12 protein-coding genes and 1 tRNA gene are annotated in these 13,573 nt (G+C 39.9%); 11 read left to right on the top strand and 2 right to left on the bottom strand.

Going from position 1 to position 13,573, the window contains the following annotated elements; translation table 11 throughout:
• Positions 1 to 13: 13 nt before the first annotated feature.
• The 3 genes from nifJ to J0M37_08055 are packed head-to-tail and all read left to right on the top strand — an operon-like array spanning position 14 to position 4,991.
• Positions 14 to 3,586, top strand: a complete 3,573-nt coding sequence (nifJ, locus tag J0M37_08065) for a pyruvate:ferredoxin (flavodoxin) oxidoreductase (GenBank protein MBN8585037.1) — start codon at positions 14 to 16, stop codon at positions 3,584 to 3,586.
• 10 nt (positions 3,587 to 3,596) lie between these two features.
• Complete coding sequence (locus J0M37_08060; GenBank protein ID MBN8585036.1) at positions 3,597 to 3,950, top strand: DsrE family protein; 354 nt, start codon at positions 3,597 to 3,599, stop codon at positions 3,948 to 3,950.
• A 51-nt stretch (positions 3,951 to 4,001) separates the two neighbouring features.
• The gene (locus J0M37_08055; GenBank protein MBN8585035.1) at positions 4,002 to 4,991 is read left to right on the top strand and encodes a dihydroorotate dehydrogenase-like protein; all 990 of its coding nucleotides are present in this window, start codon (positions 4,002 to 4,004) and stop codon (positions 4,989 to 4,991) included.
• 324 nt (positions 4,992 to 5,315) lie between these two features.
• Here J0M37_08055 and J0M37_08050 read toward each other — a convergent pair whose 3' ends face one another.
• Both J0M37_08050 and J0M37_08045 read right to left on the bottom strand, forming a co-directional pair.
• Entirely contained in the window at positions 5,316 to 5,669 is a 354-nt protein-coding gene (locus J0M37_08050; protein ID MBN8585034.1) for an SET domain-containing protein, read from the bottom strand.
• Positions 5,670 to 5,750: 81 nt separating this feature from the next.
• On the bottom strand, positions 5,751 to 6,641 hold the full coding sequence (locus J0M37_08045; protein ID MBN8585033.1) for a hypothetical protein: 891 nt from the start codon (positions 6,639 to 6,641) through the stop codon (positions 5,751 to 5,753).
• Positions 6,642 to 6,872: 231 nt separating this feature from the next.
• On the opposite strand from J0M37_08045, the gene J0M37_08040 reads away from it, so the two are divergent.
• The 8 genes from J0M37_08040 to J0M37_08005 all read left to right on the top strand — a co-directional run bounded on the left by J0M37_08040 (position 6,873) and on the right by J0M37_08005 (position 13,521).
• On the top strand, positions 6,873 to 7,934 hold the full coding sequence (locus tag J0M37_08040; GenBank protein ID MBN8585032.1) for a T9SS type A sorting domain-containing protein: 1,062 nt from the start codon (positions 6,873 to 6,875) through the stop codon (positions 7,932 to 7,934).
• A 104-nt stretch (positions 7,935 to 8,038) separates the two neighbouring features.
• Positions 8,039 to 8,111, top strand: a tRNA-Gln gene (locus J0M37_08035).
• Positions 8,112 to 9,383: 1,272 nt separating this feature from the next.
• Positions 9,384 to 9,803, top strand: coding sequence for a DUF1761 domain-containing protein (locus J0M37_08030; GenBank protein ID MBN8585031.1), 420 nt, complete (start codon positions 9,384 to 9,386; stop codon positions 9,801 to 9,803).
• A 112-nt stretch (positions 9,804 to 9,915) separates the two neighbouring features.
• The gene (locus J0M37_08025; GenBank protein ID MBN8585030.1) at positions 9,916 to 10,110 is read left to right on the top strand and encodes a hypothetical protein; all 195 of its coding nucleotides are present in this window, start codon (positions 9,916 to 9,918) and stop codon (positions 10,108 to 10,110) included.
• Positions 10,111 to 10,611: 501 nt separating this feature from the next.
• Positions 10,612 to 10,974, top strand: a complete 363-nt coding sequence (locus J0M37_08020; protein MBN8585029.1) for a 4Fe-4S dicluster domain-containing protein — start codon at positions 10,612 to 10,614, stop codon at positions 10,972 to 10,974.
• A gap of 18 nt (positions 10,975 to 10,992) precedes the next feature.
• Positions 10,993 to 12,057 (top strand): 3-methyl-2-oxobutanoate dehydrogenase subunit VorB, encoded by a 1,065-nt coding sequence (locus J0M37_08015; GenBank protein ID MBN8585028.1) that lies wholly within the window; start codon positions 10,993 to 10,995, stop codon positions 12,055 to 12,057.
• A 112-nt stretch (positions 12,058 to 12,169) separates the two neighbouring features.
• Positions 12,170 to 12,952 (top strand): 2-oxoglutarate oxidoreductase, encoded by a 783-nt coding sequence (locus J0M37_08010; GenBank protein MBN8585027.1) that lies wholly within the window; start codon positions 12,170 to 12,172, stop codon positions 12,950 to 12,952.
• A 2-nt stretch (positions 12,953 to 12,954) separates the two neighbouring features.
• Positions 12,955 to 13,521, top strand: a complete 567-nt coding sequence (locus J0M37_08005; GenBank protein MBN8585026.1) for a 2-oxoacid:acceptor oxidoreductase family protein — start codon at positions 12,955 to 12,957, stop codon at positions 13,519 to 13,521.
• The last annotated feature ends 52 nt before the right edge of the window (positions 13,522 to 13,573 follow it).

Below are 13,573 nucleotides of genomic sequence, written 5' to 3'. Positions count from 1 at the left end.
ACGTAAAAAACGAATGGAACGCAAAAAAGTAACAATTGACGGAAATGAAGCAACAGCATATGTTGCCTATAACTTAAACGAAGTCTGCGCAATCTACCCCATAACACCATCATCAAATATGGGTGAGCTTTGCGACCAGTGGGCATCTGAAAATAAGCCCAATATGTGGGGAATAGTTCCGACAGTACAGGAAATGCAGTCAGAAGGCGGCGCTGCAGGCGCGGTACACGGCTCATTGCAGAACGGCGCGCTGACAACTACGTTCACAGCGTCACAGGGTCTGTTATTAATGATACCCAACATGTATAAAATAGCGGGTGAGCTTACTTCAACAGTCTTCCACGTTACGGCGCGTTCAATTGCGGCGCAGGCACTTTCAATATTCGGTGATCACAGCGATGTAATGGCTGTAAGGCAAACCGGATTTGCAATGCTTGCATCTGCATCGGTACAGGAAGCGATGGATATGGCGCTGATAGCGCAGGCTGCTACGCTTGAGAGCAGGATTCCGTTTCTGCATTTCTTTGACGGCTTCCGCACATCACATGAAGTAATGAAAATAGAACAGCTTACCTATGAAGATATGAAGGCAATGGTAAGCGAAGAGCTGATACTTGAACACAGGAAACGGGCGCTTACACCTGATAACCCCTTCATACGCGGCACTGCGCAGAACCCTGATGTTTACTTCCAGGCAAGAGAGACTGTTAACACATATTACAACAACTGCCCTGCAATAGTGCAGAAGTATATGGATAAGTTTGGTGAGCTGACAGGAAGGAAATACAGGCTGTTTGATTATTACGGCCACCCGGAAGCTGAAAGAGTAATAGTGTTAATGGGCTCAGGCAATGAGCCTGCAAAAGAAATTACAGACTGGCTAATCGCTAAGGGCGAAAAGGTCGGTTTGGTTACGGTAAGGCTTTACAGGCCGTTTTCAGTTGAACACTTATTGAATGTTCTGCCGGTTACTGCTGAAAAAATTTCAGTGCTCGACAGAACCAAGGAGCCGGGTTCAGCAGGCGAACCGCTTTATCTTGATATAGTTAACGCAGTTAGTGAATCATACAGCAGCGGAAAGCTGAAAAAGCTTCCAAAAATAACAGGCGGCAGGTACGGACTTTCATCCAAGGAGTTTACCCCTGCAATGATAAAGGCTGTTTATGATGAGATGAAAAAAGAGCAGCCGAAAAATCATTTTACTGTTGGTATAATTGATGATGTAACCAACACAAGCCTTGAGTTTGACACGGCATTTAGTGTTGAATCACCCGAAACATTCCGCGGAATGTTCTACGGTCTCGGCGCAGACGGCACCGTAGGTGCCAATAAGAATTCAATAAAAATTATCGGTGAAGAAACAGATAATTTTGCACAGGGGTATTTTGTGTATGATTCCAAAAAATCAGGTTCAATGACAACCTCGCATTTAAGGTTCGGACCCAAGCCGATACGCTCAACTTATCTTATCACAAAAGCGAATTTTATAGCATGCCACCAGCCTTCGTTTTTAGAGAGGATAGACATGCTGGCAAACGCAGAAGTAGGAGCGACATTCCTGCTTAATTCACAGGTACCGGCTGATTTGGTTTTTGGCGAGCTGCCGAAGAAAGTGCAGCAGACAATAATTGATAAAAATATCAAGCTTTATGTAATTGATGCATATAAAGTAGCAAAAGAAACAGGAATGGGTTTAAGGATAAACTCAATTATGCAGACCTGTTTCTTTGCAATTTCAAACATACTTCCCCGTGAAGAGGCAATAGCCAAGATCAAAAAGACCATTGAAAAGACATACGGTAAAAAAGGCGAAGCTGTTGTGAAAATGAATTTTGATTCCGTTGATAAAACACTTGCCAACTTATTTGAAGTAAAGATCCCTCAGGCAGCCGGCGGTGAAATTATGATGCGTGAGGCTGTTTCACAAAAGGCGCCTGAGTTTGTAAGGAATGTAACTTCTATGATGATTGAAGGTAAAGGCGATATGATACCTGTCAGCATGCTGCCCGTTGACGGTACATACCCTACAGGAACTGCAATGTGGGAAAAACGAAACATTGCACTTGAAGTACCGGTATGGGATACCAATGTATGCATACAGTGCAATAAGTGCGCTATAGTTTGTCCACATGCTGCAATAAGGCCAAAAGTTTATGATGAGAAAGAGCTGATAAATGTACCTGAAACTTTTAAATACACGAATTACAGAGGCAAGGAATATGGCGAAGGCGCGCAGTACAGCCTGCAGGTAGCAGTTGAAGACTGCACAGGATGCGGAATTTGTGTAGAGGTTTGCCCTGCAAAAAATAAACAGGAAACCAGGTTCAAAGCTATCAATATGGTTTCCAATGAAACAGAAGGTTTAAGGGAAAAAGAAGCGGTTAATTTTGATTACTTCCTTAACCTGCCTGAAGTTGACAGGACAAAGGTAAATACATCGGCGGTAAAAGATTCGCAGTTCCTCCAGCCGCTTTTTGAATTTTCAGGGGCATGCCTGGGCTGCGGCGAAACGCCGTATGTTAAGCTTGTTAGCCAGTTATTCGGTGACAGGGCTATTATAGCAAATGCAACGGGATGCTCAAGCATCTACGGCGGCAACCTGCCTACTACACCATGGACTGTAAATAAACAGGGACGCGGACCCGCCTGGAGCAATTCATTATTTGAAGATAATGCAGAGTTTGGCTTAGGATACCGCCTTGCTATTGATAAGCATAAAGAGCAGGCAGAGTTCCTGTTAAAGAAATTTGCCGGTGAAATTGGCGAAAAGCTTGTAAACGAAATTTTAAGCGCTAATCAGGATGATGAGCTCGGAATTTTCAATCAAAGAGCAAGAGTTCATGACCTGAAGAAGAAATTAAAGGATATTAAAGGAGACGGCGCAAGATCACTTGATTGGCTGAGCGACTACCTTGTGAAAAAATCAGTCTGGATAATGGGCGGCGACGGATGGGCATATGATATTGGCTTCGGCGGAGTTGATCATGTATTGCTTTCAGGCAAAAATGTTAACCTGCTTGTTCTGGATACGGAGGTGTATTCAAACACAGGCGGCCAGACATCAAAATCAACTCCCCGCGCAGCCGTTGCGAAGTTTTCTGCAGCCGGCAAAACAACAGCAAAAAAAGATCTGGGGCTGCTTGCGGTAAGTTACGGAAATGTATATGTTGCAAGGGTAGCATTGGGCGCAAGTGATTCACAGACACTTAAAGCCTTCACGGAAGCTGAAAAATATGACGGGCCTTCACTTATAATTGCTTACAGCCACTGCATAGCGCACGGAATCAACATGCGCACAGCAAACCAGAACCAGAAAGCTGCGGTTGATTCAGGTTACTGGCCGCTATTCAGGTTTAACCCTGAGCTGATATCAGCGGGTGAATCACCCTTTAAGCTTGACAGCAAACCGCCTAAGATAAAGCTTGCTGATTACGCGTATATGGAAACCAGGTATAAGATGCTTACAAAGAGTCACCCTGAAACAGCAAAAGAGCTGATGAATGAAGCGCAGGAAGATGTAAATAAACGGTGGAAAATGTACGAAGATCTATCTGCAGATTACCAGAAGGCATTTGTAAAGATATAAAATAAAAAGAATGAAACATTTAATATTGATAAATGAGCAGCCATACGGCAGCGAGAAACCATACAACGGTTTAAGGCTTGCGATGCAGATTCAGAAGGATTTCCCCGGCGAGGAGGTTAGAATTTTCCTCATGGCGGATGCAGCAGCCTGCGCAAAAGCCGGACAAACTACTCCGAACGGATATTATAACGTTGAGCGTATGATCAAATCTGTACTGCTAAACAAAGGTGAAGTTAAGATATGCGGTTCATGTGCTGATGCAAGGGGAATTAAAAAAGATAATATAATAGAAGGTACACAAATGAGCACCATGGCAGAACTAACTGCATGGTATATGAGCTCAGATAAAATAATAAGCTTTTAAAAGTAATAATAATTTAAAAATGGATTCCCCGGTTAAAGGGAATAGACGATCATGACAGACCTCTCAACACATTACCTGGGTATGAACCTGAAAAACCCGATAGTACCATCAGCCTCCCCGCTTTCAAGGGATATTGGCAACATAAAAAAAATGGAAGATGCCGGAGCAGCGGCAGTTGTTATGTATTCACTCTTCGAAGAGCAGATTACCCATGAAGCACTCGAGCTTTATCATCATACTTCTTACCATGATGATACTCACGCTGAAGCTCAGTCATACTTCCCGGAACAGAGCTATAACCTTGGACCTGAAGAATACCTGGAGCATCTTCATAATATCAAGAAGAGTGTGAATATTCCCGTAATTGGCAGCCTTAACGGCTGCACTGATGGCGGCTGGACAAAATACGCAAAGCTGATCGAAGAAGCCGGGGCAGACGCACTGGAGCTGAATATGTATATGCTTGCAACGGATTTTAACACAACTTCAGAGGATATTGAAAATATTTATGTAGAAACACTGCGTTCGGTAAAAGCAAATGTGGGGATACCGGTTGCGATGAAGATTAGTCCGTATATAAGCGCTTTGGGTCACTTTGCAAAACGGCTGGATAATGAAGGAGTTGACGGTCTGGTATTATTCAACAGGTTTTACCAGCCGGATATAGACCTGGATAACCTTGAGGTTGTGCCTAATGTTCTGCTGAGCAACAGTCAGTCAATGCGCCTGCCGCTGAGGTGGATAGCAATATTATACGGCAGAATAAACGCATCACTTGCCGCTACAAGCGGCGTTAACACAGCCGAAGATGTGCTGAAGCTCATCATGACCGGGGCATCTGTTACTCAGATATTTGCTGCGCTGCATAAATACGGAATAGATCATATTAAAACTATACTTGCTGATATGGAAAAATGGATGACAGAGCACGAGTATGAGTCGATTAAAATGATGAAAGGCTCTATGAGCCATAAAGCAGTCGCAAATCCGGGTGCGTTTGAAAGAGCAAATTACATGAAAGCGCTTAACAGCTTCAAGTGAGAACGTGAAACGTGATCCCGCTAAGCAACTAAAGTCATGGAAACGCGGGACTGAAATGGCGCAGAATGCGAAACGGAAAAAGTAATTTTCAAAAATTTTTGCTGAATTGATTTATAATACTTTACAAAAAATGTTTTTGTTATAAATATAATTTGGAGACAAATTTAAATAATATTTGGTTATATTGGTATTGCGGGGTATAAAAGCAGGCCCGCTTAGAGAAAGGAGTGTGTATGATAAGTATAAGTTTTAGGAGGGCACGGGCATAACCTGCCCAATCCTATTTGAAGCCTCTCGTATATAATATGAGAGGCTTTTTGTTTTTTATAAACCTTCGTAATCTATAAATAATTCTTCACCGGGCTGAATATCACGTGAAGCATAATATTCATACTCCTCATCGGAATGGAGATTGGGATTATCGGAGTGGTTCAGATACCAGCCAACGCTTATACGGTTAAAATCACCAGGCATTGAGTACCCTTCTTCAAACTTGATCGAAAAATTTTCTTTAAGCTCATGCGGAATATCAAGTTTTTCATAATCCTCATTTGATACCCATATAACATCGTTTTCATGAAATAATGTGTGAAGCTTATCGCCTTTTTTGATAAATGAAGTTGTGAAAACGCCTATACCGGCATCTTCGATAGTAGATTTTTTTAATCTGAATTGCATTAAATTCCTTTAAATAGATTGATATTTTGCTGCAGGGGTATCCCTAAAATTTCGTTTTTGATAAATGGATCAGCAGGTTAATCAAGGAAATGAAACGCTGAATCCTGAAATGGAAAAAGTAACTTTGTTTCCGCTGGCTTCGATATAAGTTATTGAATAAGCTTCCCTGTTCCCCACCCTGAAATTATTTTTAGGTTCGGTATTTGAGATCTTGAATTCCACCGGTTTTGAAATGATATCAGAGCCGATCTTTACATGAAGATTATACTGGGAATATTCTGTAACTGTCATATTAGAAATTGCATTCAGGCCGATATCTACCGTATAATACATTGGAACAACAAGAGACTTATCTGTAATTCTTTCGATTTTCATAGGTACATATTCATAAGCAAAAACAAGATATTGAATCTCAACAAGCATTTTATTTTCCTGGGTAGTTTCGGTTTTATTTCCGAACCTTAACCCTTCAGATAAAGCATTTTTTATCTCAGGCGTAAATTCAGCTACACCGGTTTCCGTAATTTCTATAACTGCGTTGTTTGAGCGGTAAAGCCTGGTGACAAGGAACAAATTATCACCGGTATATTTTGATGCAAAATCATCATTGAACACGGCATCATTTTTATCTATGCTGCGTTCTTCAATTCCCGAGCTTTTGAAGCTGATATTCAGCTTGGCAATATTTTCAGCTGAGATATTTGCTTTAAGCAGAATATCATTAATTATTTTTCTGATGCCGATATCTCCTGAAGAGGAATATGATTCAAGGAGTGTTTCAGCAGCCGGTTGTGATGAAGGCACCCATTTGGATTCAATTATTCCAAGACCAGTTGATTTTGGATTGCTGTTTTCATCAACAATAACAGAGGGAAGTGTAATATTTCCCGGGGGAGCTTTAAATAATACTGTTTGCTGTGAAAATAGATAAAAATTTAACAGTAATATTGCCGCAGATAGTCTAAATATCATAATGTTATGTGCTGAAAAATTATTTCAGCTATGCAAATTTACTAAAACATCTTTCTATTAAAAAGCTAATTAAGAGTAAATAATTAAAATACAGGTTTTTTTCTCAGATAAATCAATTCTAATCACCATACATTATGATTTTTGTATATTATGAAATATTACAAAATAAGTTGTATTGTATTTAAGAAATGATTAAGTTTTAATGAAATAAATTTAAAATATGGAGGAAAAATGAAAATTTCAATTAATGGAAACAAAATTCCTTTTTTAATAGTATTTTTTGCGGTTTCAATTTTTTCATTCTACGGCTTTTTTGAATTTAATGATAACAGGGATAAAGATGCGATAACAACAGAAAATATTAGTCTTTCAAATATTAGTATAGTAACAGAAAGTTCAGCTCCCTACCTTAATACAAACGAGATCATGAACAGGCATTTTATGTTCAATACTGAATATAGCCTTGCAGATACAATTATACTTACTGCAAACCCGGGACCGCCAAATAACGGTTTAAGCGCAGCGGGAGCAGGTATGCTGTTCAACCTGATCGGCGGGCCGCGCGATCTTTTTGTTACAGCTTTTAAAACCGGACTATCACTGACTGCAGGCGCACCGGTAAGAATAGAAGTATATATACGTGACGGAAATGCACTTGGCGGACCGGTTGGCTCAGGCCCGGGAAGCTCACTGGCAGGCTGGACATTAATAGATACAGCAGACGGGTTCCAGGGATCAACAGCAAACGGAATTTCGGAGCTTATATATATCGGTCCAATTCCAGTTGCGGCTAATGATACAGTTGGTGTAGCTCTTAAGCTTGTGCTTGGCGGACCGCGTTATTTTGGTACCGGGACTCCCCCGCTGGAAAATTATGTTGATACAAACATCAGGCTGATAACCGGTGATGCCCGTTCTGCTGTATTTACAACTACCGGCACCTGGTTTTCATCACGCGCATTAACCGGTGAAATACGTTATGTAGTAAGTACAACAACCGGTATTACAAACCTGAACACAGGAATACCTGAAGATTATAAATTATCGCAGAATTATCCGAATCCATTCAACCCGGCAACAAATATTCAGTTCGCAATTCCCGAAAATAATTATGTTAGTATAACAGTATATAATTCCCAGGGCAAGGAAGTAACAAAGCTTGTTAACGGAGAGTATGCTGCAGGCAATTATGTTGCCAAATGGGATGCTTCCGGGATGTCAAGCGGTGTTTATTTTTATATTATTAAAGCCGGTAACTTTTCACAAACTAAAAAGCTTTTGCTGGTTAAGTAACCAACAAGCAAATATTTGATAAAAAGGGGGTTGAACTTTTAGTTTAACCCCTTTTTTATGGTTTTTGAAAAGATTTTTAAAATCATTATATTTGTGTTAATTATTGCCCGATGGTGTAATTGGCAACACGCCTGACTCTGGATCAGGAAAGTCTAGGTTCGACCCCTAGTCGGGCAACTACATAAAGACAGCGAAAGCTGTCTTTCTTGTTTATGATGGTATAATAAACAAACACGTCCCGACACTCTGTGTCGGGAAAAGTCTATGCCTCGACCCCTAGTCGGGCAACTACATAAAGACAGCGAAAGCTGTCTTTCTTGTTTATGATGGTATAATAAACAAACACGTCCCGACACTCTGTGTCGGGAAAAGTCTATGCCTCGACCCCTAGTCGGGCAACTCTATAAAGACAGCGAAAGCTGTCTTTCTTGTTTATGATGGTATAATAAACAAACACGTCCCGACACTCTGTGTCGGGAAAAGTCTATGCCTCGACCCCTAGTCGGGCAACTCTATAAAGACAGCGAAAGCTGTCTTTCTTGTTTATGATGGTATAATAAACAAACACGTCCCGACACTCTGTGTCGGGAAAAGTCTATGCCTCGACCCCTAGTCGGGCAACTCTATAAAGACAGCGAAAGCTGTCTTTCTTGTTTATGATGGTATAATAAGCAAACACGTCCCGACACTTTGTGTCGGGAAAAGTCTAGGTTTCCCGACATTTCATGTCGGGACAGGCTGTCCCTAGTCGGGCAACTACATAAAGACAGTGAAAGCTGTCTTTTTTAATTGTGTAATTGACAATCCTGCTAAAGCAGGATTTCACTCCGCTTCCAGCGGAGTTCAACACGCCATTTAATTGTGTTAAGAAAAAGTCCAGGTTTCCCGACATTTCATGTCAGGACAGGCTGTCCCTGGTCGGGTAACTCAAAAAGTAGTTTGTCATTCCTGAGAAAGCAGGAATCTTGAAAAATTTTAATAGAAATTTTGTATAAATTTGCTAATTGAGACAGCTTCATTAAAATATACACTGATGCTGTACGCATCACACATTTATAGAGGTAGCACATAAAAAACTGACCCCATAGGGGTCAAACATCCATATAACTTATGATTATGTGCGACCCCTATGGGGTCGCAATTTTAACTGAAAATTTTTCTACAAACATATGACTCCTATGGAGTCATATTTTAAGTTTATTAAAATTTAAGAAAGTTTAGAAATAATTTAAAGTAATTTATCCTAGTCAGGAAAAGTCCAGGTTTCACGACATTTCAAGTAGGGCAAAATAATAAAAGACAGCAATAGCTGTTTATTTTTATGTTAAAATGACGCCGATATATATAAAAAAGTAAAATAAGTTTGATATTAATTAATTTTAATTTTTCTGTATCACTTTTTAAAATATTACCTTAAATTTAAATAATCCAATAAATTAAATTTTAATTATGCCTGACCCGTCATTAAACCTGATACCTGTAGTTATTGCAGGTGTAATTAATATGGTCATCGGAGCCTTTTGGTACTCACCGCTGATTATTGGCAAGCTTTGGATGCGCTCAATGGGCAAAACCGAAGAAGAGATCAAACAGGGATTTTCATCCGCTGCAATGGGTATGACCTATGTTGTTAACACAATTGCTTCGCTGTTATTTGCCTATGTGCTTGCCCATATTATAAAATTTACATTTACAAATACATTTGAAGGCGGAGTAATGATAGGTTTCTGGGTCTGGCTGGGTTTTGTTGTTACTACAGTAATACCCGGATATATGTATGAAAGCCGCCCGAAAATGCTGTATTTCCTGTTCATAATTTACCAGCTCATATCCATAACATTAATGGGCGGGCTTATTGCAATTTGGTAATATTGTAATTTTATTTATTTAACAATATTTGTTAATTTATATACGTAAGAACTTTAATCACTGTTCTTTGGTTTTTATAATGCATGGGTAATAACAATTAGAGGAGGTTATTATGCGGACATTATTTTTAACAGTATTACTGCCTTCATTATTTATAATTTTGGGCATAATATTGATACTGCTTAATGCAGATTACGGCATTTATATCACAGGAGCAGGCGTTCTGTGGCTTATCATATCATTCCTGATAGAATATAAGGAAGAAGAAGAACAGCCGCTTGGCATGGGCAGAGGCAGAAAAAGATAAATAAAATTTTCATCAGCACTGCAGCAAAAACCGGATAAAAATCATATTTCAAAATGATACAGATTATTTTTTTAAGAAAAATAATTTATCATTTTTGTACCGAACATAAGGTTCGGGTGTTCTGAAAGAAATGCTCTCTTAAACGAGCGAAAAAGGCTGAACGGATATATTTAATAAATAAATTAAAATATAACTCGAAGAAAATCTGCGAAGTCATTCAATGGGTTGAGATGACTTCATCCTGAAAACAGCCTGGTTCAAATTTGAACTGATCTATTATACGGAAACCCGGTCTTTATTCATCTAATGATTTAACCTTTCAAAGAATGGGACTCATATACGGGTCCCATTACTTTTTTACAAAAGAAAATACCCTTTTCCTCATATTTTTCCACAATTCAATGTGATAAATATCATATTTTCATATGATACAGGTAATAGGATTTGCTGACTTTCTATGCCATTTTTGTATAAATTTCAAACCATTTAACATACATACAAATGGATACTACAGCTAAAGCAACACCTGCAAAAGAAAGAAAAGTAAAAGGCATGGTGGAAATTGAAATTTCCAAATGCAAAGGCTGCGAGCTTTGCAGAACAGCATGCAAAGAAAATGCATTAACACTTTCTGATACAATAAATATCAAAGGATACAGATATATAATTGCGAACAACGATCTCTGTACAGGCTGTGTAAACTGCGCACTGGTTTGCCCGGATGCTATCATTACTGTTTACAGAACGAATCCTAAAAAGGGTGCAAAGAAAGAAGATATCACTCCTTCAAATATAAAAGAAGAGATCAAAGCGATCATTACTTCACCTGTTTACAGCGATCTAAGCAATATGGACTATATATAAATTTTAAATTTTGTAATTATGGAAACTAAACTAATGAAAGGTAACGAAGCATTGGCAGAAGCTGCTATACAGGCAGGCTGCGATGCTTATTTTGGTTACCCAATTACTCCACAGTCAGAAGTACTGGAATACCTTGCAAAGGAAATGCCCAAACGCGGCGGAGTTGTATTACAGGCTGAAAGCGAAGTTGCATCAATCAATATGATATACGGCGCAGCCGGCGCGGGGTTCCGCTCAATGACAAGCTCTTCCTCTCCGGGAATCAGCCTGATGCAGGAAGGGATATCGTATATTGCAGGCGCAGAGCTTCCGTGCCTGCTTGTAAATGTTAACCGTGCGGGTCCGGGACTCGGCACAATTCAGCCCGGACAGGGAGATTATTTCCAGTCAACAAAAGGCGGCGGACATGGTGACTACAGGCTGATAGTGCTTGCACCATCTTCTGTTCAGGAAATGGCAGATTTTGTTTTCCTTGGATTTGATCTTGCAGATAAATACAGAAATCCTGTACTTATCTTAAGCGACGGCGCTATAGGCCAGATGATGGAAAAAGTCACATTCGGAAAATTTAAACCGAATAAAATAGAAAAACCGTGGGCAACCACAGGCAAGCCCCCAACCAGGGAACGCAACTATATAACTTCACTTCATATTAAACCAGAAATGCTTGAAAAGCATAACGAGAAGCTTGTGGCAAAATATGAAGAAGTAAAGAAAAATGAAGTAAGGTTTGAAGAAATTGAAACTGAAGATGCTGAATATTTGATGGTAGCTTACGGCTTATGCGCAAGGATATGCCATAAAGCTGTTAATATGGCAAGAGAAAAAGGAATAAAAGTAGGTTTGTTAAGACCCATTACTTTATTCCCCTACCCTTCTGAGAGATTAAATGTTCTTGCAGATAAAATGAAAGCAATACTGACAGTTGAGCTGAATTCAGGCCAGATGGTCGAAGATGTAAGGCTTGCTGTGAACGGCAAGGTTCCCGTTGATTTTTACGGTCGTCTTGGCGGTATGCTGCCTAACCCTGATGAAATTGTAATAAAACTGGAAAACTTAATAAAGAAAAATCATGCGGTCTGAAGAAAATTTGCTGGTTGAAGAACAGCTTGTAACCATAAAGGATGAAGCTGCAGATTCACTTAAAGCTAAAACAGAAAATACAGAAACAATTTCACCTGAAAAGCCAAGATGCATGGATGAAGAATATGAAGTGGTTTATCACCGTCCCAGTACGCTTGTAGATGTAAGCATGCATTACTGCCCGGGCTGTGCACACAGCCTTGTTCACAAGCTGGTCATGGAAGTAGTTGATGAGCTGGGTATCCAGGAGCAGACAATTGGTGTTGCGCCTGTTGGATGCGCGGTGTTTGCTTATGATTATATGAATATTGATATGTCAGAAGCTGCTCACGGCAGAGCTTGCGCAACAGCTACAGGGATAAAAAGGCTTATGCCTGATAAGTATGTTTTCACTTACCAGGGCGATGGTGACCTTGCTGCAATAGGTATTGCAGAAACCCTTCATACTATCAACAGGGGTGAAAATATCACGATAGTTTTCATGAACAATGCCGTTTACGGCATGACAAGCGGGCAGATGGCACCCACCAGTCTTATTGGAATGAAAACAACAACAAGTCCATTTGGCAGGGATGTAACAGAATACGGCGAGCCGATACGCGTATCTGAATTGATAAGCCATTTACCCGGTGCATTTTATGTAACCAGGCAGGCAGTTAATTCAGCCACTGCAGTTAGGAAAGCTAAGAAAGCTCTGATGAATGCCTTTAAATATCAGAAGCTGAAAAAAGGAACATCGTTTGTTGAAATTATCGGGAACTGCCCTTCAAACTGGAAGATGACGCCTATTGAAGCAAGCAAGTTCATTGATGATGAAATGGTAAAAACTTTCCCGCTTGGCGATATAAAGCTGCCTAAGGGTGAAGATCTTAAAAAGCTTGAGGAGGTAAAATAATCATGTTAGAAGAACTCATAGTAGCAGGATTTGGCGGACAGGGAGTTTTATCAATGGGTATGACCCTTGCTTATGCCGGAATGGTTGAGAACAAGGAAATTTCATGGATGCCCTCATACGGTCCTGAAATGCGCGGTGGAACAGCTAATTGTATAGCTATAATTTCTGATACAAAGATCAGCTCTCCGATCATCTCTGAATTTGATTCAGCCATAGTGCTTAACCAGCCTTCGATGGAAAAATTCGAATCAAAGATAAAACCGGGAGGACTTTTAATTTACGAATCATCAAATATATTCAAACCAAGCACCAGGACTGATATAGAAATAATCGGGATCCCAGCAGCTACAGAAGCGGTAAAAATGAAAAACAGCAAGATACTGAATATGATAATGCTCGGAGCATATCTTGAAAGAAAGCCTGTTGTAAAAATTGATTCAATTATTGAAGCACTTAAAAAAGTACTGCCTGAAAGATACCACAACCTCCTGCCCATTAACAAAGACGCATTGAACCGCGGTGCAGAGCTGGTTGAAAAAGAAATGATAAATTTAGGGGAAGCCTTTTAAAAGTCATATAATTAAGCACAAAACCCGGTTTTTACCGGGTTTTTTTATATAT

The sequence above is a fragment of the Ignavibacteria bacterium genome, assembly GCA_017303675.1.
In the GTDB taxonomy this organism is placed as follows: domain Bacteria; phylum Bacteroidota; class Ignavibacteria; order Tepidaquicellales; family OLB5; genus OLB5.
Note: the sequence above shows the minus strand (reverse complement) of the source record. Positions and strands in the feature narration are given on the sequence as shown.